At 67.9% G+C, this 26,491-nt stretch carries 21 protein-coding genes; 9 read left to right on the plus strand and 12 right to left on the minus strand.

Going from position 1 to position 26,491, the window contains the following annotated elements:
- Positions 1-21 precede the first annotated feature (21 nt).
- Both secA2 and AB0H43_RS12845 read left to right on the plus strand, forming a co-directional pair.
- On the plus strand, positions 22-2,424 hold the full coding sequence (gene secA2, locus AB0H43_RS12840; RefSeq protein WP_359999463.1) for an accessory Sec system translocase SecA2: 2,403 nt from the start codon (positions 22-24) through the stop codon (positions 2,422-2,424).
- A gap of 69 nt (positions 2,425-2,493) precedes the next feature.
- Entirely contained in the window at positions 2,494-2,808 is a 315-nt protein-coding gene (locus AB0H43_RS12845) for a YciI family protein (RefSeq protein ID WP_359999464.1), read from the plus strand.
- Between the two features lie 101 nt (positions 2,809-2,909).
- Here AB0H43_RS12845 and AB0H43_RS12850 read toward each other — a convergent pair whose 3' ends face one another.
- From AB0H43_RS12850 to AB0H43_RS12860, 3 genes are all read right to left on the minus strand, one after another.
- Positions 2,910-4,640, minus strand: coding sequence for an ABC transporter ATP-binding protein (locus tag AB0H43_RS12850; protein ID WP_359999465.1), 1,731 nt, complete (start codon positions 4,638-4,640; stop codon positions 2,910-2,912).
- On the minus strand, positions 4,637-6,556 hold the full coding sequence (locus AB0H43_RS12855) for an ABC transporter ATP-binding protein (protein ID WP_359999466.1): 1,920 nt from the start codon (positions 6,554-6,556) through the stop codon (positions 4,637-4,639). The genes AB0H43_RS12850 and AB0H43_RS12855 overlap by 4 nt, the downstream gene beginning before the upstream one ends.
- A 111-nt stretch (positions 6,557-6,667) precedes the next feature.
- Complete coding sequence (locus AB0H43_RS12860) at positions 6,668-7,234, minus strand: hypothetical protein (protein WP_359999468.1); 567 nt, start codon at positions 7,232-7,234, stop codon at positions 6,668-6,670.
- 223 nt (positions 7,235-7,457) lie between these two features.
- Between AB0H43_RS12860 and AB0H43_RS12865 the strand changes: the two genes are divergently transcribed.
- The 4 genes from AB0H43_RS12865 to AB0H43_RS12880 all read left to right on the plus strand — a co-directional run bounded on the left by AB0H43_RS12865 (position 7,458) and on the right by AB0H43_RS12880 (position 12,764).
- Entirely contained in the window at positions 7,458-8,543 is a 1,086-nt protein-coding gene (locus tag AB0H43_RS12865; RefSeq protein ID WP_359999469.1) for a hypothetical protein, read from the plus strand.
- Positions 8,540-10,564 (plus strand): NACHT domain-containing protein, encoded by a 2,025-nt coding sequence (locus tag AB0H43_RS12870; protein ID WP_359999470.1) that lies wholly within the window; start codon positions 8,540-8,542, stop codon positions 10,562-10,564. The genes AB0H43_RS12865 and AB0H43_RS12870 overlap by 4 nt, the downstream gene beginning before the upstream one ends.
- A 272-nt stretch (positions 10,565-10,836) precedes the next feature.
- Entirely contained in the window at positions 10,837-11,991 is a 1,155-nt protein-coding gene (locus tag AB0H43_RS12875; protein ID WP_359999471.1) for a cellulose binding domain-containing protein, read from the plus strand.
- A gap of 62 nt (positions 11,992-12,053) precedes the next feature.
- On the plus strand, positions 12,054-12,764 hold the full coding sequence (locus AB0H43_RS12880) for a helix-turn-helix domain-containing protein (protein ID WP_359999472.1): 711 nt from the start codon (positions 12,054-12,056) through the stop codon (positions 12,762-12,764).
- Here the strand turns inward: AB0H43_RS12880 and AB0H43_RS12885 are convergent.
- The 3 genes from AB0H43_RS12885 to AB0H43_RS12895 all read right to left on the minus strand — a co-directional run bounded on the left by AB0H43_RS12885 (position 12,746) and on the right by AB0H43_RS12895 (position 15,396).
- Complete coding sequence (locus tag AB0H43_RS12885) at positions 12,746-13,324, minus strand: dihydrofolate reductase family protein (protein WP_359999473.1); 579 nt, start codon at positions 13,322-13,324, stop codon at positions 12,746-12,748. The two genes, AB0H43_RS12880 and AB0H43_RS12885, sit on opposite strands and share 19 nt — an antisense overlap.
- Positions 13,325-13,459: 135 nt before the next feature.
- Positions 13,460-14,155, minus strand: coding sequence for a response regulator transcription factor (locus AB0H43_RS12890; RefSeq protein ID WP_359999474.1), 696 nt, complete (start codon positions 14,153-14,155; stop codon positions 13,460-13,462).
- A complete protein-coding gene (locus tag AB0H43_RS12895; RefSeq protein ID WP_359999475.1) occupies positions 14,152-15,396 on the minus strand; it encodes a sensor histidine kinase in 1,245 nt (414 codons plus the stop codon). Before AB0H43_RS12895 ends, AB0H43_RS12890 begins: the two co-directional genes overlap by 4 nt.
- Positions 15,397-15,719: 323 nt before the next feature.
- Here AB0H43_RS12895 and AB0H43_RS12900 point away from each other — a divergent pair, with 323 nt between their 5' ends.
- Positions 15,720-17,894 carry an MMPL family transporter gene (locus AB0H43_RS12900; protein WP_359999476.1) on the plus strand — a complete coding sequence of 725 codons (2,175 nt, stop codon included), beginning with the start codon at positions 15,720-15,722 and terminating at the stop codon, positions 17,892-17,894.
- An 89-nt stretch (positions 17,895-17,983) separates the two neighbouring features.
- Here AB0H43_RS12900 and AB0H43_RS12905 read toward each other — a convergent pair whose 3' ends face one another.
- A complete protein-coding gene (locus AB0H43_RS12905) occupies positions 17,984-18,637 on the minus strand; it encodes a response regulator transcription factor (RefSeq protein ID WP_359999477.1) in 654 nt (217 codons plus the stop codon).
- Positions 18,622-19,851 carry a histidine kinase gene (locus AB0H43_RS12910; protein WP_359999478.1) on the minus strand — a complete coding sequence of 410 codons (1,230 nt, stop codon included), beginning with the start codon at positions 19,849-19,851 and terminating at the stop codon, positions 18,622-18,624. The genes AB0H43_RS12905 and AB0H43_RS12910 overlap by 16 nt, the downstream gene beginning before the upstream one ends.
- Before the next feature lie 108 nt (positions 19,852-19,959).
- On the opposite strand from AB0H43_RS12910, the gene AB0H43_RS12915 reads away from it, so the two are divergent.
- Positions 19,960-20,367, plus strand: coding sequence for a hypothetical protein (locus AB0H43_RS12915; RefSeq protein WP_359999479.1), 408 nt, complete (start codon positions 19,960-19,962; stop codon positions 20,365-20,367).
- Between the two features lie 92 nt (positions 20,368-20,459).
- Here AB0H43_RS12915 and AB0H43_RS12920 read toward each other — a convergent pair whose 3' ends face one another.
- The 3 genes from AB0H43_RS12920 to AB0H43_RS12930 are packed head-to-tail and all read right to left on the minus strand — an operon-like array spanning position 20,460 to position 22,630.
- Positions 20,460-21,740, minus strand: a complete 1,281-nt coding sequence (locus tag AB0H43_RS12920; RefSeq protein WP_359999480.1) for an FAD-dependent oxidoreductase — start codon at positions 21,738-21,740, stop codon at positions 20,460-20,462.
- Positions 21,741-21,783: 43 nt separating this feature from the next.
- Positions 21,784-22,269 carry an Rrf2 family transcriptional regulator gene (locus AB0H43_RS12925; RefSeq protein ID WP_359999481.1) on the minus strand — a complete coding sequence of 162 codons (486 nt, stop codon included), beginning with the start codon at positions 22,267-22,269 and terminating at the stop codon, positions 21,784-21,786.
- Between the two features lie 52 nt (positions 22,270-22,321).
- Entirely contained in the window at positions 22,322-22,630 is a 309-nt protein-coding gene (locus AB0H43_RS12930; protein WP_359999482.1) for a YdeI/OmpD-associated family protein, read from the minus strand.
- Positions 22,631-22,709: 79 nt separating this feature from the next.
- Between AB0H43_RS12930 and AB0H43_RS12935 the strand changes: the two genes are divergently transcribed.
- On the plus strand, positions 22,710-24,845 hold the full coding sequence (locus tag AB0H43_RS12935) for an MMPL family transporter (protein WP_359999483.1): 2,136 nt from the start codon (positions 22,710-22,712) through the stop codon (positions 24,843-24,845).
- Here the strand turns inward: AB0H43_RS12935 and AB0H43_RS12940 are convergent.
- On the minus strand, positions 24,842-26,377 hold the full coding sequence (locus AB0H43_RS12940; RefSeq protein ID WP_359999484.1) for a hypothetical protein: 1,536 nt from the start codon (positions 26,375-26,377) through the stop codon (positions 24,842-24,844). The two genes, AB0H43_RS12935 and AB0H43_RS12940, sit on opposite strands and share 4 nt — an antisense overlap.
- Positions 26,378-26,491: the final 114 nt, after the last annotated feature.

Here is a 26,491-nt window from a genome sequence, read left to right on the forward strand (position 1 = left end):
TCGCCTTGTACCTTTGCGGGCATGGGTCTCGCCACGAAGTTCCGCCAGAAGCTGCGTACGTTCATGCAGCGCCCCGGATCCACCGTCAGCCTCGCCCCGTTCGAGGCCCTGCTGCCTCGGATCGAGGAGCTGGAGGAGGAGCTGAAGGCGCTGACCGACGACGAGCTCAAGGCGCGCGCGCTCGAGTTGGGCGACCGGCTGACCGGTGCGTCCGACGACGAGGAGGCAGAGCCCGAGGAGTCCCCGGAGTACGTCGACTCGCTCCAGCGGGCGCAGCCGGTGATGATCCACGACGACGACCTGGTCGAGATCTGTGCTCTCGGCCGGGAGGCCGGTCGCCGGGCTCTCGACGAGCGCGCGTTCGACACGCAGCTGCTCGGCGCGATGTCGATGCTGGCGGGCACGATCGTCGAGATGGCGACCGGTGAAGGCAAGACCCTGGCCGCCGCCATCGCCGCGTTCGGTTACGCCACGCGAGGCGCCCGGGTGCAGATCATGACCGTCAACGACTACCTGGCCCATCGGGACGCCGAGTGGATGCGTCCGGTCTACGACCTGCTCGGCATGACCGTCGGCTCGGTCGGCGAACAGTCGACGCACGAGGAGCGCGTGGCGGCGTACGCGTGCGACGTGACCTACGCGTCGGTCAGCGAGGCCGGTTTCGACTTCCTCCGCGACCAGCTCGTCACCTCCAAGGGCGACGAGGTGATGCCGGGTCTGGCGACGCTGATCCTCGACGAGGCCGACTTCATCCTCATCGACGAGGCTCGGGTGCCGCTGGTGCTGGCCGGCAGCGTGGAGGAGGCCGTCTCGCCGGCGCAGAAGGCCGCCGAGATCGTGGCGAAGATGGAGAAGGCCCGTGACTTCATCCGGGTCGAGGGCGGTCGCAACGTCCAGCTCACCGAGGCCGGCTCGCGCCTGGTCGAGCGCGAATGGGACGGCATCGAGCTCTACGACCAGGAGAACCTCGACAAGCTGACCGCGATCAACCTGGCGCTGCACGCTCGCGTGCTCGTGCACCGGGACGTCGACTACATCGTCCGGGATGGGCAGGTGCAGCTCGTCGACAGCGTACGCGGCCGGGTGGCCCAGCGTCGCCGCTGGCCGGACGGGTTGCAGGCGGCGGTCGAGGCGAAGGAGGGCGTGCACTCGACGGCCGAGGGCGAGATCCTCGCGACCATCACCGTGCAGGGCTTCGTCGGGCTCTACCCGACGGTCTGCGGCATGACCGGCACCGCCGTCAACGTCGGCGACGAGCTGCGGGAGTTCTATCGCCTCGAGGTCGCCGTGATCCCGCCGAACACCCCGTCGATCCGCGTCGACGAGGCCGACCGGGTCTACGCCACCGCGGAGGAGAAGGAAGAGGCGATCATCGCCGAGGTCGCCGAGGCGCACGAGAAGGGCCGCCCGGTCCTGATCGGCACCCTCGACGTCGCCGAGTCCGAGCGCCTGGCCCGGTCGCTGCGTGCGGCCGATATCGAGTGCGTCGTGCTCAACGCCAAGAACGACGCCGAGGAGGCGGCGATCATCGCCGAGGCCGGTGCCCTGGGCCGGGTCACCGTGTCGACCCAGATGGCCGGTCGCGGTACCGACATCCGGCTCGGCGGCCGGGACGAGCGCGACCGGGACGAGGTCGTCGAACTCGGTGGGCTCTACGTCATCGGGGCCGGCCGGCACGACAGCCGCCGCGTCGACGACCAGCTCCGCGGCCGCGCCGGCCGCCAGGGCGACCCCGGCGGCTCGGTGTTCTTCGTCAGCCCCGAGGACAGCCTGATCGTGCGCAACGGCGAGACCTTCACGGCCAACGTCGCCGCCGACGGGCGGATGACCGGGCCCGAGGTCGACTACTCCGTCAGCCACGCCCAGAAGGTCTCCGAAGGCGTGCACTTCGAGATCCACCGCAACACCTGGAAGTACGGCGTACTGGTCGAGCGGCAGCGGCAGCTGCTGGCCGCCAAGCGCCGGGAACTGCTCAACACCGACCTCGCCGCGCAGTGGGTCCTCGAAGCCGACAAGGAGCGCTACGACGAGATCGCCGACGCGATCGGCGACGAGCAGACTGAAGAGGCGGCACGCTCGATCGCGTTGGCGCACCTCGACCGGGCCTGGGCCGATCACCTGGCGATGCTGTCCGACGTACGCGAAGGCGTCCACCTGCGCGCGCTCGGCCGTCAGGATCCGCTCGACGAGTACCACCGGGTCGCGATCCCGGCGTTCAAGGAGTTGACCGAAGGCATCCAGACCAGCACGGTCGAGACCTTCGCTGAGGCCGACCTGACCGACCCGGACTGGGACACCTCCGCGGCGGGTCTGCCCCGCCCGACCGCCACGTGGACCTACATGGTGCACGAGAACCCGTTCGGGTCGGAGATCGAGAGGTTCGTCTCCGCGATGGCCCGGGCGCTGCTCGGCAAGCGTTCCTGACCCACGTACGCAAGGCGCCGGATCCCGTAAACGGGTCCGGCGCCTTCGTGTTGGTGATGCACTGGAACTATGCCTAAGTACCTTATTCTGTACCGCTCCGACCAGACGATGGGCGAGCAGATGGGCTCCTCGACGCCGGAGGACATGAAGGCGTCGATGGACGCCTGGAACGCCTGGGCGGGCAAGGCCGGGTCCGCGCTCGTGGACTTCGGCAATCCGACCAACCCGGTCAAGGATGCCGGCGGCGGCCAGCCCGTCGGCGGCTACTCGATCCTGGAGGCGACCGACGCGGACCAGCTCGACCAGGTTCTGGAAGGGCATCCGCACGCGGCGCAGGGTGGCACCATCGCCGTCTACGAGATCATGCCGATGCCCGGCATGTAGCCCTTCTTGATCGGCGCTGGATCAGGGTTCCGGGTCGAATCTTGCACCAAGATTCGACCGAGAACCCTGATCCAGCGCCGTAAGGGCGCGGCGCGCAAGAGTCAGCCGTGCCAGGAGCGCCAAAGCGACGCGTAGGCGCCGCCGGCGCGTACGAGGTCGTCGTGGCTGCCCAGTTCACTGACCCGGCCGCCTTCGAGCACGGCGACCCGGTCGGCGTCGTGGGCGGTGTTCAGCCGGTGCGCGATCGCGATCACCGTCCGTCCTTCGAGGACTGCCGCCAGCGCACGTTCGGTGCGGCGAGCCGTCGTCGGGTCGAGGGCGGCGGTCGCCTCGTCGAGGATCAGCGTATGCGGATCGGCCAGGACCAGCCGGGCCAACGCCAGTTGCTGCGCGTCCGCCGGGCCCAGCGTACGGATGCCGTCGCCGAGTTCGGTGTCCAAGCCGTCCGGGAGATCGGCGTACCAGTCGGCGCCGACGGCCACGAGCGCGTCGAGCATGTCGTCGTCGGTCGCGCCGGGGGCGGCGAACGCCAAGTTGTCCCGCAGACTGCCCATGAACACGTGGTGTTCCTGGGTCACCAACGCGATGCGGCGACGCCGTTCTGCCGGGTCGATCGCGGTCACCGCCAGCCCGCCGAGCGTCACGACGCCCTCGCGCGGCGCGTCGATGCCCGCGAGCAGTCGAGCCAGCGTCGACTTGCCCGCCCCGGACGGACCGACGATCGCCAACCGCTCCCCTGGGCGTACCTCTAGATCGATGCCGTGGAGCACGTCGTGCCCGTCACCGTAGGCGAACCTGGCACCGCGCACGACCAGCTCGCGCTGGTTCGCGGCCGGAACCTCGCCGCGGGGCTCGGGCGGCACCATGCCGACGCCCAGCACGCGGGCGAACGACGCGAGCCCGCGCTGGGCCTGTTCGAGCCAGATCATGACCCGGTCGAGCGGGTCGATGGCCTGCTGGACGTAGAGCGTGGCGCTGACGACGACGCCGAGGCTGACCCCGTGCCGCATGAAGAAGCCGCCCGCGAGCAGCATCGCGGCGGCGGGCAGCGCGTAGCCGGCCTCGACGATCGGGAAGAACACCGAGCGCAACGCCAGCGTCCGCCGCCGCGCCTGCCACTGCTGCCCGATCTTCTGAGTGCCGTGCGTCACGCGCTCGTCGGCCAGGCGCAAGGCCTCGACGGTCCGGCCGCCTTCAGCCGTCGTGGTCAAGGCCTCGGTCAGCTCGGAGGCCGTCTCGCCTTCCTTGAGGTACGCCGGACTCGCCCGCCGCAGGTACCACCGCGCCACGGCGGCAGTCGTCGGTACGCCGGCCAGCGCGACCAGCCCGAGCGGTGGATACATGACGATCACAGCGCCGAAGATCAGCAGCAGTTGGATGGCGGAGATCAGCAGCGTCGGCACCACCGTACGCACGGTGTTGCCGACGGTGGCGACGTCGACGGAGCTGCGGGTGGCCAGATCACCGGTGCCCGCCCGTTCGACCGCGGAGACCGGCAGCGCCAAGGTACGCGCGACGAAGTCCTCGCGGAGCTTGGCGTTGGCGCGTTCGCCGAACCGGTGCCCGATGTACTGCGCCTGCCGTGAGACCAGGACCTGGATCAGGACGCACACCCCGACGGCGAGGGCCATCTTGTCCACATCAGATGCTCCGCCGCCGTCGCTGACGACGTTGACGATCCGGCCGACGAGGTACGGGCCGCCCAGGCCGGCGATGGCCGCGACGACGTGCAGGGCGACGGCCCCCGTGACGACCTTCTTCTCGCGCTTGGTGAGTTCGGCGGTCTCGCGCCAGACTGTCTTGCGGTCGGCGACCGGCAGTCCCTTCCTCATCGTGCCGCCCCCGTCGTCTCGTCCTCGGTGTCCCGCGCCACGAGCGCCCGGTAGCCGGGCTCCTCCTGAAGCAGATCCTCGTGCCGCCCGGAGGCGATCACCTTCTTCTGCGCGATGTAAGTGACCTCGTCCGTCCCGGCGAGCAGCAAAGGAGACGTGGCGAACACGATCGTCGTCCGCCCCGCGCGGTGATCCCTAAGCCGGGCGGCGATCCGAGCCTCGGTATGCGAATCGACCGCCGACGTCGGATCGATCAGGATCAGCACCTCCGGCTCCGCCAGCAGCGCCCTCGCCAGGCGTACGCGTTGACGCTGGCCGCCGGAAAGGTTGCGGCCGCGGCTGTCGATCGGCTCCGCAAGACCGTCCTGGAGAGACTCGACGACGTCGTCCGCGGACGCGGTGTGCACCGCCCTTCGCAACCTTTCCTCCTGTGCGTCCCTTTGCGCTTCCCTTTGCGCTTCCCTTTGCGCGTCCCTTTGCGCGGGCGCTGCCGCTTTTGGCGCTGGATCAGGGTTCTCGGTCGAATCTTGGCCCAAGATTCGACCTGGAACCCTGATCCAGCTCTTGGGTTGGGCGCCCGAGGCGGTGCCGTCAGGCTGGGTGCCGTCGGGTTCGGTGCTGCCGGTCAGGATTTCGCGGAGCGTACCGGCGAACAGGTAGGACTCGTGGTCGGCGACCAGGATGCGCGCGCGTACCTCGGTCAGGTCGACGCTGGTGATCGGGAGGCCGCCCCAGGTCGCGGTCTTCTCGGTGGGCTCGGCCGAGAACCGGCCCAGCCGGTCGGCGATGGCGGTCGCCTCGCCGGGATCGTCGCAGGCCACCCCGATCATCCGGCCGGGCGCGACGGTCAGCCCCGACTCGGGATCGTGCAGCTCCGAGTTCGCCTCCGGACCCGGCTCCTGACCGGTCGCGCCCACCTCGTCCGGCTCGATCCGCAGCACATTGATCATGCGGCGCGCGCCGACCATGCCGCGTACGGCCATGTAGCCGCCTTCGAGCAGGAACCACACCGGAACGATGAGGATCGCGACGTAGCCGTAGACCGCGACCAGCTCGCCGACGCTGATGTCGCCGCTGGCGGCCATCCGCGCGGCGAGCCAGACGACGAGCGCGAGGAACAGCCCGGGGATGCCGACGGTCAACGCCTGCACCCAGCTCATGATCGCCCCGACCCGATAGCCCTTGTCGAGCAGGGTTTGCGAGCGGTCGGCGTACCGGCGCAGGAACAGGTCCCGGCCGCCGACCCCGGCCAGCACCCGCAGCCCGGACACGATGTCCCCGGCCCGGGCGGTGAGGATGCCCAGCTCATGCCGATAGCTGCTGTCCACGCCCTGCAACCGCGACAGCAACGGCCAGACGCAGGCCGCCACCACCGGCACGCCCAACAGCACGAACAGGGCCAGCATCGGGTTCACCGACCAGAGCACCACCGCTGCCACGGCGTACGCCAACACCGCGCCGACCCCCGGCCCAGTCATCGTCAGCGCCCACGAGATCTGCGTGATGTCGGTGCCGCCGACGGTCGCCACCTCGCCCGAGGTGATCTTCTTGGGCAGAACGGACCCGACCCGGGTGATGTGCTTCAGGAGCACCTGCGCCGACCGGGCGGTCGCATCCTCCCGGATGAACGTCATCGTCCGATGTCGCGTGATCCCCAGCCAGGCCAGCACCATGCCGGCCAGCACGATGGAACCGACCCAGAACAGCAACGCCTCCGTGTCCCCCGTACGCAACCCGTCGTCGATCGCGCGCGCGATCAGCAGCGGGCGTACGGACAACCCCACCATCCAGAGCGTGCCGACGACGCTGCCTCTCAGAATGCGGGCCTTCTGCGAAGTGACCAGCCACCACAGGTAGCGGATCGGGCTGCGAGTGTCGGGGACGCCGGGATCGGGGTGGGGGAGGCGTGGGGGCATGACCTCAGGCTACCGAGCACGTCATGTGCCGTTCACACCCATTTAGCGGGTGGCGGGACGGATTGACTCCGCCCTGTGTAGGCGGCATATACGGTCCGGTGGCCTGCTATGTCACAGCGGGTAGAGCTCGGCCAGCCAAAGATCGATGTCGGCCGAGGTGCGGCCATTTCGCTGGGCGAGGGCGCGAAGCACGTCCCGACGGAGGAGCCAGAGAATCGTCTCGTCGGCTGAACCACGGGCGGCGACACCATGCTTGTTCCATAGCTCCGTCAGTGCCGGATTGACGAGGGCTGCGCCATCGGCACTGCGTCCGACATATCGAGCGAACTCCGCCCGCTTCGACTCGGACTCGGCCACGAGAGCCACGATGTCGCGCCAGAAAGGCAGGGCGTTCGGTGAAAGCATGGCTACAAGTCCGTATTGGTGTGGACTGAGCAATAGTCGAGGTGTTGTGGTCGGCGGCCGCTCGGGAAGGGAATCGAGCAGTTCTCGTAGAATGCCCGATTCGAACGTGTGCAGCCGAGTTCGTTCGGTTTCGAGCTTCGCTTCGGCCGCATCCTTTCGGGCTTGTGCCGCTTCCGTCCGTTGCTTGGCGACGTCGCGCCGGCTCCACGCCAATACCAGTAGCGCTACCACTGTTGCCGCGAATGTCGACCAGTCCGAGACGATCGAATGCACAGGATCTGACTGATTGTCGGTAACCGGTACCCTGATCTCCTGCCCCGAAGGATTGACAGTTGGAAGTGCAACGTCGGGTGTGACTATGCTCGAGGCAGAACTCGTGACGGTGCCACGAGCGTCCGGCGAGGTGATCCACATTGGTGCGTGCTGAGACGGGACCGGTGTCGCTGCTCTCGGTTGTGCCATCAGGACAGTCCTTCCATCCTCGGAGACGCGCCATATGTCGCAGCTGGCACGGACGACAATCGACTTGGGGTCACTGAAAATACCGCCTTGCGCGTTGCCTCGCCCTGGCGACAGTGTCCTGTGGTATGAGCGGGCGCTGCCGATCTCCGGCCATCTGTTGGGTCATACGCAAAACTGTGCGCCCTGCGTCAAGACCGAGTGGGACGCCACCGTCGTACTGCACAGCTATGACAGTATTCGACTCGTTGAGCCTGACAAGCCTGTTGGTCCGAACTGGACGCACTTACCGCCGAGCGCAAACGTGGTGCGTCCCACGAGGGCTGAACAGGATCGGTTTGCTGAACTGTTGGGGCGGAGAATTCCCAACGGCACACGTTACATCGACCTCATCGGCGAGATCTGGAGCCGTGGGCATGAGGTCTTCCTGACAGCCGGTGCTGTTCGGGACATCATCGCCGACCGCGAGTGCCGCGACGTTGACATCGCCACCACGATGCCATTGGAGAAACTGTTCCGCATCGTTGACGGAATGTATGAGGGCACAATTCGTTTCGACAACGAGAATCGATCGAACGGTCAACTCACTCTCGGCGGGGCGCCCGGCACAACGGATCCGTTCGTCGACATCCGAGTCTTCCGGCATCTGTGGCCTGGTACCCCGCGGGCGATCTTCGGCTCCAGTTTCGAGCAGGACACCGCCTACCGAGACTTCGCCTGCAACTCGCTCTACTTCGACCCGATCAATAATGCATTGATCGATCCCACCGGCTACGGGCTGTCGGATGCGGCGGATTCTCGGTTGCGTGCCGTGTACAACGCGAAGCTTCGCACGCATCTGCAGATCGCCGAGATTGGCGTGCGGATGATCAAGTTCTGTGTACAGGGCTATTCTGCCGCCGACGGTCATGAGGAGGAGCTGCAGGAACTGGCCCGTCATACCGGAACGCTGCCCAGCATCGAACTGGTGTCGTTTGTTAAGTCGCAGGTCTTTCGCGGCTTGTCCGAGGCGGAGCGGACCATTGCCTACGATCTCATGAGACAGATGTTCGTGGCGCTCGGCGAGGAAAGACTGTGGGACGCCCGATACGGGCCCTATCGGGAGGAGCTGCTCTCGGCATGAGCAATCAGCAGCAGATTCGCCTCCTTCCCCTCCGTTTGTATCGGGGGCGATTCCGGGCGATATCGGGGACCACGTTCGGCGAGAACGTGCCCGACGAATGGCTTCTCCGTCTGATTCGACGTAGCTGCGACCAGGTTTCGGCCGAAGTTGAGATTGGGGCACGGATCTTCCGTACACAGGTGCATCGGCCGGTTGACAACCTCGATGTCGCGTACGTCGAAGTCGACGACGCCGGCGTCCCGGTCGGGGCGGACAACGGCGTCCTTAGTCGAGTGGCCGTTCGCATTGCCCAGTACGCACGTCGGACCGCCGATCGCTGGCGTCATGGTGAAGGCATGACGAACGACACGCGTCCGGCGCTGGATGCCTGGTTCGTTCCGCCCAGGCTGGAGGCGATCGAGGAACAGGGACCGTATGAGCTGAGCGGCGATCTGGCGTGGACGCAGATCAGCGAGCACGCCCGCGTCGTGATTCTTGGTGCGGCCGGCGCGGGCAAGACATCCTTGCTGCGGAGAATGGTGTTCGAGGCGGCCCGGGACGCGGCTGGCTCGACGATTCCCGTCTACCTGCAGCTGCGCAATTTTCCGCTGGGTGATCTGACCGCAGATGGCGTGGCACGCTTTCTTGCGACCGATGATATGGCGGATATTGCGCTGGCGATGGAGCAACCGTCGATCACCCGCCGAATCCTGTTGCTGCTCGACGGGCTGGACGAGCTTCCTTCGGAAGCTGACCGGGCAAGCGCGATCAGGGGAATTCAGCAGCTGTGCTCCCGGCTGCCGGAAGTCCGGGTCGCCATCACCTCCCGAGACGCTGAGTACCGTTGGGACCTGCCAGATTTCGCGCATTTCCGGGTCCTGCCGTTCGACGATTCGCAGATCGCGCAGTGGACCTACCATTTCGTCGCGCACGGCTCGTCGGTTTCCGCTTGGTGCGCCTTCAACGACGAGCTCTACAACAGCCCCGCCAGGGATCTTCTGACCAACCCTCTGCTGCTCAGCTACACGACGTCGGCACGGTCCCGGCACAGCCTGGCATTGAGTGACACCAGCAGTGTGGTGAGTCGGTGCCTGGACGTCATGATCGACGAGTGGGACGACGTCCGAGGGGTTACTCGGCCATGGCGGCGGTCGGACCTCAGTTCACGACAAATCACGACCATGCTCGCGGAACTGTCGGCACAGTGCGTGGAGCAAGACCGGTCAGACTTCTCACTCGACGACATCAATCGGCTCTGGAAACGCTCGGTCGGCCTGAGCAGGTCGCCGATCGTGTTCATCGCAGCCTGTAGCTCCATCGGACTTGTGCGGCCGGTTAGCGAGAACCGATTCGCCTTCACACATCACACGATCCAGGAGTACCTTGCCGCGCGGACTGTCCTCGACTGGTCGGACCGCTCACACGACATCATCGGTGAGCGCGGAGTGCAGTCGACACTGGCCCGCGTATGGATGTACGCATGCGGGTTGTCGAGCGATGCCACCCCGTTATTGGAGAACGTCACCGAACACGCAGACCTGGAGGCCTGGCAATCGGTCCTCCTCGTGCTCGGTGCCCTCTCCCAGCAAGTGATCGCATCGCGACCGGCCATCGACAGGTGCGGCGCGCTCATCGTGGATTACCTTGAGTCGGTGCTGCAAGAGGTGGAGGGCACCTCTTTGGAGGACCTTCCCGCTGGTTACCGCAGTGAGAATCTGCGTGCGGTTTGGGCAATGTCGCTTGTCGGGCCGTCGCGAGTGTTGGACGGGAGTCCACATCTCGAAGAGATTATCCGCGTGCTTCATCAGACTAGGGATGGCAGCGCCCGGCACGTGATACAAGACCATCTGGGCAGGTCCCGGCTGGAGTGCGTGCGCCGCCTCGGCGAGAGTCTGGAGTACCCCGGTCGACTGTCTATCGAGCGGTTCGACCGGGACAGCACGACCGGTTTGAAGATCGTCATTGCGCGGTCGCAGTCGCGCTTTGGTGTTCCCGAACGAGTCAGTCATGCATCGGTTCAAGATCAGTTTGACACCGAGTAGCATCCGCTGGACGCGCCTAGGTGATTGTTACCTCCAATGGCTCTGGAACCTGCAGCCCAGCATGATGAGGTCGGCCTGAATGAGCTGTTGGTGACGGCGTGACGCGACCGATTGACCTGGCATCGACGAACTTATAAGTTTAACGTCTCGACAAACTCAATCGTGGTCTACCCAGGGATGTTGCTGGCCGTTCGTCGCCGTCGCCGTTTCGGTGCCTCCACCACCGTCGCCCAACGACGCCCCGCGCCGACCACCTCGTGGAAGGTCAAGTCATGCGTAGACGTGCTCCTGCCCTCGTGGCGGGCGTGGCGGCGCTGGTCGCCGCAACCGGGACCGCCGTGATCACCGCGCTGCCGGCGTCGGCCGCGGCCGGCTGCACCGTTCAGTACGCGGTCTCGTCCCAGTGGCCGGGCGGCTTCGGCGCCAACGTCACCATCACCAACCTGGGAAGCGCCGTCTCCTCGTGGACCCTGGTGTGGTCGTTCGGCGCTTCGCAAACGGTCACCCAGTACTGGAACGCCACCATCACCCAGAGCGGCTCCACGGTGACCGCCAAGAACGTCGGCTACAACGGCTCACTCGCCACCAACGCGTCCACCTCGTTCGGGTTCAACGGGTCGTGGAACAACTCCGCCAACCCGGTGCCGACCGGCTTCACCTTGAACGGCACGAGCTGTACCGGTGTCGTCACCGGGTCGCCGTCGCCGACGGCCGCGTCGCCGAGCCCGAGCCGGACGTCGGCCAGCCCTTCGCCCAGCTCGACCGGGTCGTCGGGCGTACCGTCGGACGCTGTCTGGGTGGCCAGCGGCCAGTGGGACAACTGGACCAACAACGGCTACACGCTGAACAACGACGTCTGGGGCTCGGGCGCCGGACCACAGACGATCTGGGCGCGTACCGGCACCAACTGGGGCGTCGTCGCCAACCATCCGATGACCTCCGGGGTGAAGGCGTACCCGCACACCGGCAAGACGATCAACCGGACGATCAGCTCGCTGGCCAGCCTCACCAGCACGTTCAACGTGAGCGTGCCGAGTGGTGGCGACTGGGAGACCGCGTACGACATCTGGGCCAACAACTACGCCTACGAGGTGATGTTGTGGACCAACAAGAACGGCGCGGTCGGCCCCATCGCCGACTCCTACGACTCCAACGGCGCGGTGCCGTCGTTCACCAACGTGAGCGTCGGCGGCCAGACCTGGAACGTCTACAAGGGCAACAACGGCAGCAACGCGGTCTTCTCGTTCCTGCGGACCAGCAACGCCAACTCGGGCAGCATCGACGTGCTGGCCGTGCTGAAGTGGCTGCGGACGCAGGGCTGGTGGGCCGACGTGACCATCGGCGACGTCCAGTTCGGCTTCGAGCTGTCCGGCACCAGCGGCCAGCAGGCCTTCACCTGCAACAGCTTCGCGATCACCTACAGCTGAGCCCAGCTGGTACGCGTACGTGAGCTCCCCGCCAGGGGCGGAGCGTTCCTTATCCTGGCGGGGTGACATTGCGGTTCGAGACGCGTGAGTCGGACTCGCCGTGGATCGACACCGTGTGGACCTGCACCAGTGATCAGGTCACCGAGATGACCTCCGTCGCCGGAGTGTGCTGGGGCCTGGTGTTCTGGGAACGGGAAGGCAGGGCGTACGCGGCGATCACCGGCCCGGAGACCGGTGCCGGCAGCGCACCGGTGCCCGAGGGTGCGACCTTCGTCGGCATCGAGTTCGCCGTCGGCACGTCCCTGCGCACCCTGCCGGTCCCGGCGCTCGTCGGCGGCGGGGTCGACCTGCCCGACGTCACGCACCGGAGCTTCCCGCTGGACGGCATGCGCTGGGAGCGGCCGGCCGCCGACGACGCCGAGGCGCTGGTGGAGCGCCTCATCCGGGCCGGGACGATCCTCCGCGATCCACTGGTCACCGAGGTACGACGAGGCCACCCCACGGACATGTCGGCGCGTACGGTCGAACGCCGTTTCCGGGCGGCGACCGGGCTCACCCAAGGCGCCGTACGCCAAATCGAACGAGCCCGGACGGCGGCGGCGCTCCTCGCGGCGGGAACGCCGATCCCCGACGTCGTCTTCGAGCTCGACTACTTCGACGCCCCGCACTTGGCCGTCGCATTACGCCGCTACATCGGGCGTACCGCATTGCAATTGCGAGAGGGCGCGGGCGGCGCGATCGCGCTGGACCTCGGTCAGCGAGTCACGTCGTAGATCACCTTCATGATCCCGTTCGGATACGCCGCCGACTCGCGCAGAGTGAGCATCTGCTTCTCCTTGTCGGACCGGCTGAACACGCTCTTTCCCTCGCCGAGCAGGATGGGGAAGACGAGCAGGTTGTACTGGTCGATCAGACCGGCGTCCGACAGACGGCGAGCGAGTTCCGCGCTGCCGTGGATGAAGATCGCACCACCCTCGCCCTGCTTGAGCTGGGCGACGTCCTCGGTCGACCGCAGAATGGTCGTCGGACCCCAGCCGTCGACGATCGCGTCGTCGTTCAGCGAGCTCGACACGACATACTTGGGCAGCTCCTTGTACGCCGCGTGGTCCTCCGACTCGCGCCAGGTCGGCGCGAACGCCTCGTAGCTGCGCCGGCCGAACATCAACGCCGTGGTGTCGGCGAGCTCCTCGCCCTTGAGCGCGAACGCCTCCGGCACGAACTCGATGTCCTTGAACACCCAGCCGCCGCTGCGGTGCTCCTCGCCCGGCCCGCCGCCGGGGGAGTCCACCACACCGTCGAGGGACATGAACCCGGTGTAGACCAGCTTGCGCATCTGCCGTTCTCCTCACAACTCACGCGGCGTCGGGTCGACGCGCTGTCGGGGCGTTACTCGACGATGCTAGAAGCCGGCCGCCGGAGCCGTCTTGTACGGAAACGACACGCCGGTCGACTCTCGTCGCCTTGCCGCCTAGTGAGGGCTGACCAGCCCTGTTTGGTAGGCGATGACGACCAGCTGTGCGCGGTCACGCGCACCCAGTTTCGCCATCGCGTGGCTGACGTGAGTGCGTGCGGTAGCCGGGCTGAGGAACAACTCGGTGCCGATCTCGTTGTTGCTCAAGCCCTGTCCCACCAGCGCCAGCACTTCGCGCTCCCGCTGGGTAAGCACCGCGAGCCGATCCGCTGCGGTCTGGGCAGCGGTCCGCTGCGCGGTGAACTGGCCGATGAGACGACGGGTGATCCGCGGCGCGAGCAGGGCGTCACCTCCGGCGATGACCCGAATGGCATGCAGGAGTTCGGCCGGCCCGGCGTCTTTGAGCAGGAAACCACTGGCTCCGGCTTGGAGCGCGTCGAAGACATGCTCGTCGGTGTCGTAAGTGGTGAGGATGAGGACCCTGACGTGCTCCAATCCGGGCGTCTCGGCGATCTGGGACGTGGCCTGGATCCCGTCCAGCTTCGGCATGCGGATGTCCATGAGCACGACGTCGGGGCGGGTTGCGCGGGCTCGCTCGACGGCTTCGGCGCCGTTGGTGGCTTCGCCGACCACTGTTATGTCGTCCTCGATGTCGAGCAGGACCTTGAACCCGGACCGGACCAGACCTTCATCGTCGGCAAGCAGCACTCTGATCGGGACATTCGTCGATGGCGACGGCGTGGTCGCGTTCATCGGCGCGATCCGGTCGGCGCGAGGGGCAGACGGGCAGTGATCTCGAACCCGCCACTCGGCGTCGGCCCGGCGTCGAGTTCTCCGCCCAGCAGCCGGCAGCGTTCGCGCATGCCGAGAATCCCACGTCCGGTGCTGGTCGCGTTGCCGGCACGGTCTGGTCGCTGGGCCGGCAGGTGCCGGTCTTGTGTTCTGTCGCTCGCGTTGGCGCGGCGGCCTTCGTCTGTCACTCGAACTTCCATGAGGTCGACCCCCGGGCTCAGCGTCACAGTCACCCGGGTCGGGCCGACGTGGCGGATCACGTTGGTGATCGATTCTTGGACGATCCGGTAGACGGCACTGCCCACCGCGCTGGGCACTAGGGTCGGCGGCGAGATCTCCTCGACGGTGATGTCGAGTCCGGCGTCGCGTGCCTTGGTGGTCAGTTCGTCGATCTGCCCGAGCCCGGGGTGGGGCACGCGCCCGTCGCCGTCATCGCGGAGGACCCCGAGAATGGCCCGCATCTCTCGAAGCGCCTGGGAACTGGTCTGCTCGATGGCTTGCAGCGCATCGCGCGCCACGTCCGGCCGCTTGTCGAGCACGTGTGCGCTGACGCCGGATTGGACGTTGATGATCGCGATGGCGTGCGCGACCGTGTCGTGGACCTCGCGCGCGATCCGGAGCCGCTCGGCGTCGACTCGCGCGCGACTCTCCTCCTCGCGAGTCCGTTCTGCCAGCTCGGCACGGGCCTGAGCGTCGGCTGCGATGACCCGTCGAGACCGGACCGACTCGCCGAGAGCCGCACTCATGACCGACGCACCGATCCGGAAGAACACCCATCCGATGGCAGCACGAGGCTCGATGCCGGCCGCCGCGACCAGCCACACCGTGGCGAGCACCGTGATGCCCACGCCGGCGGTCACCAGAGACCGGCGCCCGTCACCGTAGGCGGCGAGGGAGTACAGCGCGACGAAGAGTCCGAGCCAGCCCGGCCCGTCCGGGAAGTCGAGGCTGAAGTACACGACGCTGGCGACTGCGGTGACGGCGAACACTGGAACGGGCCATCGCCGGCGCGCCACAACGGCCAGGCCACTGACCACCAGCAGCGCGTACCCGAGGTAACCCAGGTCGGCGAGCGGACGCGGCGCGCCCTCGAGGGCGACTTTGGCAACGGTGCCCTGCACCTGCATCACGGTGATGAAGAGCGCTAGCGCGACGTCCTGTGCCACCAGCCGCGGGCTCAACGACACGGTGCGGTGTTCCATGTCGTGATCTTAGGTTCTCGCAGCCCGGGCAATGCTCCGCGCAGCTGCGCGGTTCCCTACGCCGGTCGGCGTAGCAGGGCAGCAGCCGACTACGCCCAATTGCGTACGCGTCGCCATCCGCTGTCGGAGGCGACGGCAGCCGCGTCGGCATGACGATCAGCTTGTGATTGATCATCCTCACCCAGGTCGAGAAGCGCCGCGTGACAGGCGTCATGGCTGCTGATCCCACCCACACCGTTCGTCAGCCCGCCGGGCCTGCGATTTCCTGCGCCGTCAAGCAGCGGCAGCGTTCCAATACACCCAGTACGAAGTAGGAGAAGATGATGACCGAGGCTCCCCGTACGGATGGAGCTCTGGCAAGGCTGGCCCGGTTCTGTTATCGACGCCGCCGCCTTGTGGTGTCGGCCTGGATCGTCGGCGTGATCGTCGCGGCGTTCGTGGGTTTCACTTTCGGTGCGGCCGCGGACAACGACTACTCCGGTGGCGACTCCGATTCCGCCAAGGCTCAGGCGCTGATAGCGAAGCACTTCCCCGAGCGGCAAGGCGACACGCTCACTCTCGCGATCAAGGCGGAGAAGGGAATCGACGATCCGGCCGTCCGGCAAAAGATCGAAAAGGTCATCGCCGACCTGGACGCGTCTTCGCTCACCGGGCCGATCATCTCGCCATACGAGGACGAGAAACTGGTGACACAGGATCGTCGTATCGCCCGTACGACCATCCCGCTGACCGACCCAGATGCGGCGAAGGCCGACGTCAAGCCTCTGGTGGACACGGTCAAGGCCGCCTCCGCCGACGGCATCACGCTGGGTCTGGGCGGAGAGAAGGCAGAAAAGGCCGAGACGCCCCCGCAGGGGCCGGCCGAGAGCATCGGAGTCCTGGCCGCGGCCGTGATCTTGTTCATCGCCTTCGGCTCGCTGGTGGCGATGGGTCTGCCGATCGTGACCGCGCTGCTGGCACTCCTCGGCGGAGTCGCGCTGATGAAACTTGTGGGGCATTTGGTTCCCGCGCCGGACTTCGCGGTGATCTTCGCTGCGATGATCGGGCTCGGTGTCGGCATCGACTACGCATTGTTCATCGTGACCCGCTACAAGGACGCCTTGGAGGACGGCGACGAGCCCGAGGGCGCCATCGTCAAGGCCATCACCACCGCGGGCCACGCTGTGCTGTTCGCCGGCACGACCGTGGTGATCGCGTTGCTGGGTCTGGTCGTCATGGGCGACCAGATGATGACCGGTCTGGCGGTCGCCACCTCGACGGCCGTGCTGGTCACGGTGATTGCCGCGGTGACCCTGCTGCCCGCGTTCCTCGGCTTCATCGGCTACAAGATCAATTCGTTGCGGCTGCCTCGCCGCTCCTCTCGTCGGCGCGCGGCCGCCGGCGCCCCCTCGGTCGATCGCCGCACCCTGGCCGAGCGGTGGGCGGGCGTGGTGCAGCGCTGGCCGCTTGCCGCCGCACTCCTGGCCGGAACGGTCATGCTGGTGCTGGCCGCACCCGTGCTCTCGATGCGCCTGAGCATGCCCGACGCCAGTGTCCAGCCCCACGACCGGAGCAGCTACACCTCCCACGAGATCATCTCCGAAGGCTTCGGACCGGGCTACGGCGCACCTCTGATCTTCGCCGCGGAGGTCGACTCCTCCGGCGCTGATCTGCGGCCTGTCATTGCGGCGGTCGGCCAGACCGAAGGCATCGCTTACGCAACTCAGCCCCAGGTCAGCAACGACGGGCAGGCCGTCCTCTTCATGGCCTTCCCGACGACCGGCTACCAGGATGAGGCAACCGCCGAGCTGGTGCACAGGCTCCGCGAAGATGTCCTGCCCCAGGCATCCGGTGGCAAGGAGGTCTACCTCGGCGGCCCGAACGCCGCGACCATCGACTACGCCGACGGAGTCAGCTCCCGGTTGATACCTATGATCGCGATCGTCATCGTCCTCTCGCTGATCCTGCTGATCGCGCTGGTTCGCTCGGTCACGATCGCGCTGCAGGCCGCGGTGATGAACGTGCTGTCGATCGCGGCCGCGTATGGCGTGATCGTCGCCGTCGTCCAGTGGGGATGGTTCGGACCGGCCCTCGGATTCCCCACCGAGATGCCAGTCACGACCTTCATCCCCGTGACGATGTTCCCGCTCCTGTTCGGCCTTTCCATGGACTACGAGGTCTTCCTGATCTCGCGGATCCGGGAGGAGTACGAGCGCACCGGCGACACGCGGGTTGCGGTCGCCCGAGGGCTGGCCCGGACGGCCAAGGTCATCACCGCGGCAGCCGCCATCATGATCGCCATCTTCACGACCTCCCTCCTCGGCCCCGACGTCTCCCTCAAGCAGGGAGGTCTGGGCATGGCGGTCGCGGTGCTCATCGACGCCACCATCGTCCGGATGGTCCTCGTCCCGGCGGTGATGGAACTGTTCGGCAAGGCCAACTGGTGGATGCCCGGACGCCGGGCGCGCAAGTCGGCCCTAGTGGCACCGGCCAGGGTCGAGGAGGAGGTCAGCGCCTGAGCCTCGGCCGGCCGGAGTGTGGGGAAACCTTGGACGGATTCCCCACACTCTGGTTGCGCGGCGGCCCGGCGGCGGGTGTCGTGTCGCCGTCAGGCGGTGTCCCGGTTCAGGTACGCCAGGACCGCGATGACGCGGCGGTTGGTGTCGGTGTCGTCGCCGATGTCGAGCTTGGCGAACAGCGACGTGGTGTATTTGCTGACCGCGCTGTCGCTGAGGAACAGCCGTCTGCCGATGGCTTGGTTGGACAGTCCTTCGGCCATCAGGGCGAGTACTTCGCGTTCGCGGTCGGTGAGCCGGTCGAGACCGTGTTTGTCCTGTCGCCGGGTCAGGAGTTTGGCGATGACGGCGGGGTCCATGGCTGTGCCACCGGCGGCGACTCGGACGAGTGCGTCGATGAACTGGTCGGCGTCGAACACGCTTTCCTTGAGCAGGTAGCCGACCGCGCCTTGGCCGTCGGCGAGGAGTTCGCGGGCGTACAGCTGCTCGACGTGCTGGGACAGGATGAGCACGGGCAGGCCCGGCATCTCGGCGCGGGCGGCGAGGACGGCGCGTAGGCCTTCGTCGGTCTGGGTCGGGGGCATGCGTACGTCGACGACGGAGACGTCGGGGCGCCAATGCCGGAGGGCGTCGAGGGTTTGCGGGCCGGTGGTGGCGGTCGCGACGACCTCGTGCCCGTACGCCTCGATGAGGCGTACGACTCCGTCGCGGAGCAGGTAGAGGTCTTCGGCTACCAGGACGCGCATGGCACCACCATCGTCACACGGGTCGGTCCGCCGACCGGGCTGTCCAGGTCGAGGGTGCCGTCGAAGACGGCGAGGCGTCGGCGCAGTCCGGCCAGGCCGCCGTCGGCACGCAGGTCGGCCCCGCCGTGGCCGTCGTCGGTGATCTCGACGACGAGGTCGGCTTCGCGGCGGGCCAGCGAAACCCGGGCCTTCGTCGCTCCGGAGTGCCGGACGGCGTTGGTGAGCACTTCGGAGACTCCGAAGTACACGGCAGCTTCGACCGGCGGATCCATCCGCAGTGCGCTGTCGGCGTCCACAGTGACCTTCAGCGGGCAGTCGAGGGCGAGCGCGCGGACGGCGTCGACGAGGCCGCGTTCGGTCAGCACCGGCGGGCTGATGCCTTTGACCAGTTCCCGCAGCTCGGACAGCGATGCTGCCGCGCCTGCCCGCGCCTGCCGCATCAACTCCTTGGCCTGTTCCGGATCTCGTTCCATGAGCTTTTCCGCCGTGGCCAGCGACAGCCCGAGTCCGACCAGGCGCGCTTGAGCGCCGTCGTGCAGGTCGCGTTCGATGCGGCGGATCTCGGCGGCCTGCGCGACGGTGACGTCGGCTCGCTGGGTCGTCAGCTCCCGCACCCGATCCGCGAGCGCCATGGACGGCGAGGGGCCGAGGAAGCGTACGGCGGTCGGCTGGAGCGCCTTCCAGGCGTGGGGTGCCGCGGCCACCGTCGTCGCCAGTCCGAGCGCTGCGGCGGCGTATCCGATGGTGCTCACGGAGATCAGCCCGACGACCAGCATGACCAGGCCGAGCACCGGGACCAGCGCGGCGATCCCGGCGGTGACCGGGGCCAGAAGCGTGAACCGCACGTCCCGCCAGGTGGCCGGGTCGCGCCAGCGCAGCCGCAGCTCCTGCTCCTGCTGGGCCTGACGGCTGCTGCGCGCGTAGGTGAATCCGTTCCACCAGTAGCCGTTGGCCATCTGCACGATCGGCGGAGCCTTGCGGTGCCCGGCGGGGATGACGACGCCTGACCAGCGGGCGACCAGCGCCCGTGTCCAGCGGCAGACCGGGCCGGACAGGCCCGCCGTGCCCGCGACCGCCAGCATGACCGGGGCGAACCACGTCCACGGGTTGCGCCACCAGACCATGACCGCGATCGCCGTCGCCCACGTCGCCGGCACCAGCAGGGTGACCGCGACGACCGCACACGACCGCCCGAAGCCTCGCACTAGCTGCATGTTCACAGCGTGTCACGATCATGATCTACCGGACAGTGGGTCTAGACCCACCGTCTCGTGGGCTTCGACGCATACCGCGGCGATCTTGACCTTCCTAGCGTCGTCGGCATGGATTTCACCACGCTTCTGCGCCCCGCCCGGATCCTCGTCGCCGTCTACGGCCTGCTCGCCGCCGCCGTCCTCGGCCTGGTCGCCCTGCTGTCCGCGACCGGGCACGCGGTGACCGGGTTCATGTGGGGCCGTTCGATCGCCGTGCTGGCGAGCGCGATCGTCACCTACGTGTTCAGCGGCTTCGCAGTGCGCGGCGCCCGCTGGGCCTACCTGCGTATGCGCATCATCTCGGTCATCGTGCCGCCCGCGATCGTCGCTGTCGACGTCTTCGTCGGCGCGCTGCCGATCTGGTTCGTCGTGCTCCAGGCGAGCTGCGCCGTCGTGCTCGCCGCGGCGGCCGTGCCGATCAACGGCTCCCGCCTGCGGGCGGCGTTCGTCCGGCGGCCCGCACCCGTTCGCGCTTGATCGGGCCGGATCGCCGTTGGCCGCGCTGGATCAGGGTTTCCGGCCGAATCTTCGCTCAAGATTCGACCCGGAACCCTGATCCGGCATGGCCGTCAGACCGGGAAGTTCGAGCGGAACACCCCGCCCGGATCCACGTTGCTCTTGATCCGCCGCAACCGCTCGACGACCTCGGGTGCGAACGCGTCGGCGACGGTCTCGGCCGGGTTGAGGAAGGTGAACGGCTTGCGGCCGCTGGTGGGAAGCGACGCCGCCAGCGCGGCCTGCTTGGCGAGCACGCCTTCGGGATCGCGCGGAATCCCGAACAGGTACAGCGCGAACGGTTCGGTCAGCGGCCCGTGCGGGCTGTCGGACGGCCGGGCGAACGCGCCGCCGAGGTGGCGTACCTGGACGCTGAGCAGCGGTGCGATCGGTTCGGCCAGCAGCGCGTCGTCGAGCGTGGTGAGCAGCTCCGCGTGGGACAGTCCGGCGCTGGGTTCGGTCGGTTCGCCGGTGATGCCGCCCAGTTCGTCGACCGCCATGACGCGTCGGCTGTCTGCGATCGGCTGCGGCAGCCGGTCCAGCTCCGCGAGTAGGTCGCGCGCTTCGGCCTCCGGGCCGAGGTAGGTGGCGTCCACGGTGACCATCGGGTCCGCGCCGGGAAAGTGGACCAGGGTGAACCACAGCGTCAGCTCATCGGGCGCATTGTCCACGATCTGCTGATACGCCGAAAGCACGGCGAACGCGTGTTCGCCGGTCCACATCATGCGCCCGCCGTAGAGGTGCGGTGCGGGGTGCAGGTCGAGTTCGAGTGCGGTGACGACGGCAAAGTCGCCACCCGCACCGCGCAGCGCCCAGAACAGGTCGGGATCGCTGTCGGCGGTGACGTGCCGTTCCCGGCCTTCGGCGTCCACGACGTCGAGCGCGCGTACGCTGTCGGCGACCCAGCCGTGCGTACGCCCGAACCAGCTCAGCCCGCCGCCGAGGGCGACGCCGGTGACGCTGACGACGGGGGAGCTGCCGGGCAACCCGGTCAACCCGTACGCGGCCGCCGCCTGCTGCAGCCGTCCGGAGGACACGCCGGCGCCGATCCGGGCCCGGCGGTTCACCGGATCGATGTCGAGCGCGTCCAGCTTCCGCGTACGCAGCAAGATCGTCCCGTCGGTGCGTCCGGTCGCGCCGTGCCCGTTGGGCTGGGGGGCGACGGTGAGCCCGTTCGTGCCGGCGTAGCGGACGAGGGCGGCGACGTCGGCCGGGTCGGCGGCTTCGACGACGGCGTCCACCGGCTGCTCGACGGCCCGGTTCCAGGGCAGGCGAGCCTCGTCGAACCCGGCCACGCCCGGTCGCCACACCGGTCCGCGTACGACATGGTTGATCTTTTCCTGGATATCGGACATCTAGAATTACCTCCAAGAGTGAGCCCGTCGCAGCGGGCTGAAGTCAGGCGCGCAGCGCGGCGAACCTGTTCCGGGTGTTGTCGGGCGTGGCCGGATAGCGGCGCTCGACCTGGGCCTGCAGACCCGCGAGCGTCTGGCCGGCCAACTCCTTGCGCCAGGCCAGGTCGGCGCGGCTCATCGCCTGTGCCACCAGGCAGGCCTGCCGGTAGTCGACCCGGGGGTCGGCGCCCGGACCCTGCTTGAGCAGCTGTTCGCAGCGGAACGCCTCGTCTGGCCCCTCGATCGCGACGACCACGTCGAGCAGGGTGATCGTCTCGGGGCTGCGGGCCAGCTGGAAGCCGCCGCGCGGACCGGGGGTCGAGGTGACGATCCCCGCCCGGGCCAGCGCCTGCAGCTGCTTGTTCAAGTACGCGGCCGGCAAGTCGTAGAACGCCGCGAGCTTGGCCACCGGGATCGCCTGCCCGGCGGGGAGCCAGGTCAGGTTGAGGCAGCTGTGCAGCGCCCACTCGACGCCCTCGCTCATCCGCATATCTGGACACTACATGTCCAGGATTGGCGGAGGCAAACACCGGCCCGGACATTCACTTCTTCGACCGCCTGCTGAGCACGTACTGCACCGACGGACTGACGGGCTTGTCGGTGCGGTGAACGCAGCCCATCCAGCAGCAAGGCCGGCGTATGCCCTCTTTGAGCTCGGACACCACCCGGCGGACGTGGTCTTCTCTCGTCTCCTGCTTCTTCACGCTGATGGTCCAGCAGATCCACTCGTTGCGGGCCAGCGGCGTGAGCCCTTCCCAGGCGGTCAACGCCGCGTCATCGGCGACCAGGACTGTTCGCAAATCGTCCGGAACCTCGTGTACCACGCCACCGGCGACATGCTTTTGGGCCATAGACCCGACTCTACCCAAGATCACCGCTCTCGGCGGCGTAGCCTCGGCGGAAGGGGCTGAGCGCCTCAACGGGGGAGCCATGACGAGATCCATCGTCGGCTTGATCACGCATCGCCGGGCGAAGTACGCCTTCATCATCTTCTGGCTCATCGTCGTCGCGGTGGCCGGACCACTGGCGGGCAAGCTGACCGACGTCGAGCAGAACGAGGCCAAGTCCTGGCTGCCCGGCAGCGCCGAGTCCACCAAGGCGCTGGACGCGCAGGCCGCGTTCGCCTCGCCGAACACCATCCCGGCGGTGGTCGTCTACGAGCGACCGGCCGGGCTGACACCCGCCGACCAGCAGAAGATCGTTGGCGACGCCCAGACCTGGGCCGGTTTGAGCGACCTGGACGGCAAGGTCGTCGGGCCGATCCCCGCGCGGGACGGCCAGGCCGCCGAGATCATCATCCCGCTCAACTTGGGCGAGGAAGGCTGGAACAAGGCCGGCACCGCGGTCGAGGCGATCACCGCGACGGCCCGCGACGGCGCGAACGGCATGGCGGTCTACGTGACCGGCCCGGCCGGCATCGCCGCCGATTCCAGCAAAGCCTTCGAAGGCATCGACTCCACGCTGCTCTACGGCACGATCGGAGTCGTCGTGATCATCCTGCTGCTGACCTATCGCAGCCCGGTCCTGTGGCTGTTGCCGGTGATCTCCGCCGGAGTCGCGCTGACCGTCGCCCAAGCGGTGATCTACCTGCTGGCCAAGAACGCCGGCCTCACCGTGAACGCGCAGAGCGCGGGCATCCTGACCGTCCTCGTGTTCGGCGCGGGCACCGACTACGCGCTGCTCCTGGTCGCCCGATACCGGGAAGAGCTGCGCAAACACTCCGACCGGCACGAGGCGATGGCGGTCGCGCTGCACCGCGCCGGACCGGCGATCATCGCCAGCGCCTCGACCGTGGTCGTCGGCATGCTGTGCCTGATGTTCGCCGAGACGAACGCGACCCGCGGCCTCGGACCGGTCGCCGCGATCGGCATCCTCGTGGGCCTCGCCGTCATGCTCACCCTGCTCCCGGCGCTGCTCACGACCGTGGGCCGCTGGGTCTTCTGGCCGAAGCGGCCGGCCTTCGGCTCCCGCGAACCCACCACGACCGGATTCTGGGCGAAGATCGGCGCGGGCATCGCCCACCGGGCCCGGCTCACCTGGATCGTCACGACCCTCGTGCTCGCCGCGCTCACCCTCGGCATCGTGCAACTCGACGCCACAGGTCTGACCAACGCCCAATCCTTCCGCGGCAACCCGGACTCGGTCGCGGGCGAGGAGATCGTCTCCCGCCACTTCGCGGCGGGCGCCGGCAACCCGGTCGTCGTGGTCAGCTCCGCCGCTCAAGCAGATGCGGTACGCACAGCGCTCGCCGGCACGACCGGCATCGATCCTGCCAGCGTCACCCCGCCGGTGGTACGCGACGGCACCGCGTACCTCGAAGGAACGCTGACCGATCCGGCCGACAGCTCGGCGGCGTACACGACGGTCGACCGCGTACGCGACGCGGTGCACGCCGTCCCCGGAGCAAACGCACTGGTCGGGGGCAACACCGCGATCAACCTCGACGTGCAGCGAGCCGCCGAACGGGACCGGAACCTGATCATCCCGATCGTGCTGCTCGTCGTCTTCCTGATCCTGATGATGCTGCTCCGAGCGGTGATCGGACCGATCCTGCTCATCGCCACCGTCGTGCTGTCCTTCGGAGCCGCCCTCGGTGCTAGCGCGCTGGTGTTCCGGCACGTCTTCGGATTCGACGGCGCCGACACGTCGCTGCCGTTGTTCGTCTTCGTCTTCCTCGTCGCACTGGGCATCGACTACAACATCTTCCTGATGACCCGCGTACGCGAGGAGTCGGCGCGGCACGGCACCCGGCGAGGCGCCCTCGTCGGGCTGTCCGCGACGGGCGGGGTGATCACCTCAGCCGGACTGGTGCTGGCCGGCACCTTCGCCGTCCTGGCCACCCTGCCGCTGACCGCGTTCGCCGAGATCGGCTTCGCCGTCGCCTTCGGCGTCCTGCTGGACACCATCGTCGTCCGCTCGGTCCTGGTCACCGCGCTGAACCTGGACCTGGGCCGGCACATCTGGTGGCCGAGCCGGCTGGCCCGGATCCCCGACGTGCCGGCCGGACAGGCGGCGGCCGACGCGATGCGATCGCCCGCGCCGGGACCCGCCGCCCGCCTCGACTAACCGATGCCGTACGCCCGGTAGATCGTCGTCGTCCCGATGTTGCCCGCACCGTCGGCGACCTGCGCCCGCAGGCTCACGTAGCCGGACGCGGGGTTGGGCACCGACAGCGACCACCTGCCCCCGGAGACGGTGACGGGAACCGCCCGCCACGTCGTCCCGTCGTCGGACGACGCCCAGGCCGTGACCGTCTTCACGGTCGCCGTCGGGAACGGGAAGTCCATCAGCCACCGCTGCCGGTCGAAGTTGAGCGAAACCGGCGTGGTGCTCGACGGCGCGGCGTGGTTGTACAGGTCGAGCCCGCCCGGGAGGAACCGGGTCAGCAGCACCGGCGCGATCGTCGAAGTGCCCGGCTTGGCGTAGAACCGGAAGCTGGTGGTCACCTTCGGCGACAACAGGTCGGCCGGGTAGGTGAAGTCGGGGTGGTAACGCGTCGCCGTGGAGGTCAGCGTGTACCAGCCCGCCGTCGTGATGGGGAAGAACTGCTGAGGACTGTCGTCCCCCCACGACGTGCTCGTACGCGTCGCGACGGTCGCGCCGTTGAGGGTGAGCGTCGACACCGTCTTCTCACTCGCCTGCGAGCCCAGCTGATACCAGTCGGTGAACATGTGCTGGCCGTCGAAGGTGATGTTCTTGCCCGCTACGGCGGGCACGATGTGGGCCGGGCCCCAGGCGGCGCGGTTGAAGACGTCGGTGACCTGCTGCCCGGCGGTGAACGTACGCCGGTCCCACCAGAAGTCGATGTCGGACTCACTGCGGACGAGCCACTGCCCCGGCGAGACATGGGTGATCATCGTGTACGGCGCGGGCGCGTTCTTCAGGCTGAGGTAGAGCGAGCTCGAACAGCTCAAACCGTTGTCCTGATTGGGCTGCAGCGCCAGCGTGTTGTACGCCGCGCCCGACGGGCCCTTGCGTACCTGCGCGTTGAGCGTCGCGAGCGAAGACGTGGACCTCATGATGCCGTATCGGGGCAGCCCGGCGGTCTCGCCGTTGACGATGTAAGCCTCCGCGTCGTCCGAACGCGTCCACGTGGACATGTACGCGAAGCGCAGCTCGGTGGAGGTGTTCGGGATGACGAAGAACCTGCCCGGCACGTTCCACCCGCCGGCGCCCATGCTGCTTCCGGCGACGCAGACCTGCGCGCTGAACCGCTGGGAGTAAGTCGTGGAGTCCGGGCTGTTGTCCAGCCGGACCCGCAGCGGTACGCCGGCCCGCGCGTCGATCACAATCGACTTCGGGGCGGTCACCGAGACGATCGTCGCGGCCATGGTGTCGGTGGAGTCCCTGGTGTTCCAGATGTCGACCAGCGCGGCGTAGCGGCCGGCGGGCAGCACTTTGGTCGTGTCGCTGGCCACCTGATACCAGTCGTGGCTCGTCATGTTGACGAGCGTCACGGTCGTGGCGACGGCGACGCCGTCCCGGCCCAGCGTCGTCACCTTCAAGGACGGGCTCGTGGCGGTCGCCGGTGGGCTGCCCGCGTGAATCAGGACTGCCGCGGCGGTGACGAAAGCGGCTTCACGAAACGTATATCCCACGTCTGAAATCCCCGTGTTCCCTAGCCGAAGAGTGCTCGGATCCTAACAACGGGCCTCGATTCGCGACGTCCCCCTCAAGAGCTGCCCCCTTCGGCTGACACCGCTCCACCGGTT

The organism is Hamadaea sp. NPDC050747 (assembly GCF_040654195.1).
Classification (GTDB): Bacteria; Actinomycetota; Actinomycetes; order Mycobacteriales; family Micromonosporaceae; genus Hamadaea.

Coding starts and splice junctions, on each gene's coding strand:
- AB0H43_RS12935 (WP_359999483.1), top strand. CDS start 22,710: ATGACGAGATCCATCGTCGGCTTGATCACGCATCGCCGGGCGAAGTAC.
- AB0H43_RS12915 (WP_359999479.1), top strand. CDS start 19,960: ATGGATTTCACCACGCTTCTGCGCCCCGCCCGGATCCTCGTCGCCGTC.
- AB0H43_RS12895 (WP_359999475.1), bottom strand. CDS start 15,396: ATGGAACACCGCACCGTGTCGTTGAGCCCGCGGCTGGTGGCACAGGAC.
- AB0H43_RS12885 (WP_359999473.1), bottom strand. CDS start 13,324: ATGCGCAAGCTGGTCTACACCGGGTTCATGTCCCTCGACGGTGTGGTG.
- AB0H43_RS12865 (WP_359999469.1), top strand. CDS start 7,458: ATGTCGCAGCTGGCACGGACGACAATCGACTTGGGGTCACTGAAAATA.
- AB0H43_RS12855 (WP_359999466.1), bottom strand. CDS start 6,556: ATGCCCCCACGCCTCCCCCACCCCGATCCCGGCGTCCCCGACACTCGC.
- AB0H43_RS12910 (WP_359999478.1), bottom strand. CDS start 19,851: ATGCAGCTAGTGCGAGGCTTCGGGCGGTCGTGTGCGGTCGTCGCGGTC.
- AB0H43_RS12870 (WP_359999470.1), top strand. CDS start 8,540: ATGAGCAATCAGCAGCAGATTCGCCTCCTTCCCCTCCGTTTGTATCGG.
- AB0H43_RS12845 (WP_359999464.1), top strand. CDS start 2,494: ATGCCTAAGTACCTTATTCTGTACCGCTCCGACCAGACGATGGGCGAG.
- AB0H43_RS12890 (WP_359999474.1), bottom strand. CDS start 14,155: ATGAACGCGACCACGCCGTCGCCATCGACGAATGTCCCGATCAGAGTG.
- AB0H43_RS12905 (WP_359999477.1), bottom strand. CDS start 18,637: ATGCGCGTCCTGGTAGCCGAAGACCTCTACCTGCTCCGCGACGGAGTC.
- secA2 (WP_359999463.1), top strand. CDS start 22: ATGGGTCTCGCCACGAAGTTCCGCCAGAAGCTGCGTACGTTCATGCAG.
- AB0H43_RS12930 (WP_359999482.1), bottom strand. CDS start 22,630: ATGGCCCAAAAGCATGTCGCCGGTGGCGTGGTACACGAGGTTCCGGAC.
- AB0H43_RS12850 (WP_359999465.1), bottom strand. CDS start 4,640: ATGAGGAAGGGACTGCCGGTCGCCGACCGCAAGACAGTCTGGCGCGAG.
- AB0H43_RS12920 (WP_359999480.1), bottom strand. CDS start 21,740: ATGTCCGATATCCAGGAAAAGATCAACCATGTCGTACGCGGACCGGTG.
- AB0H43_RS12925 (WP_359999481.1), bottom strand. CDS start 22,269: ATGCGGATGAGCGAGGGCGTCGAGTGGGCGCTGCACAGCTGCCTCAAC.
- AB0H43_RS12900 (WP_359999476.1), top strand. CDS start 15,720: ATGACCGAGGCTCCCCGTACGGATGGAGCTCTGGCAAGGCTGGCCCGG.
- AB0H43_RS12875 (WP_359999471.1), top strand. CDS start 10,837: ATGCGTAGACGTGCTCCTGCCCTCGTGGCGGGCGTGGCGGCGCTGGTC.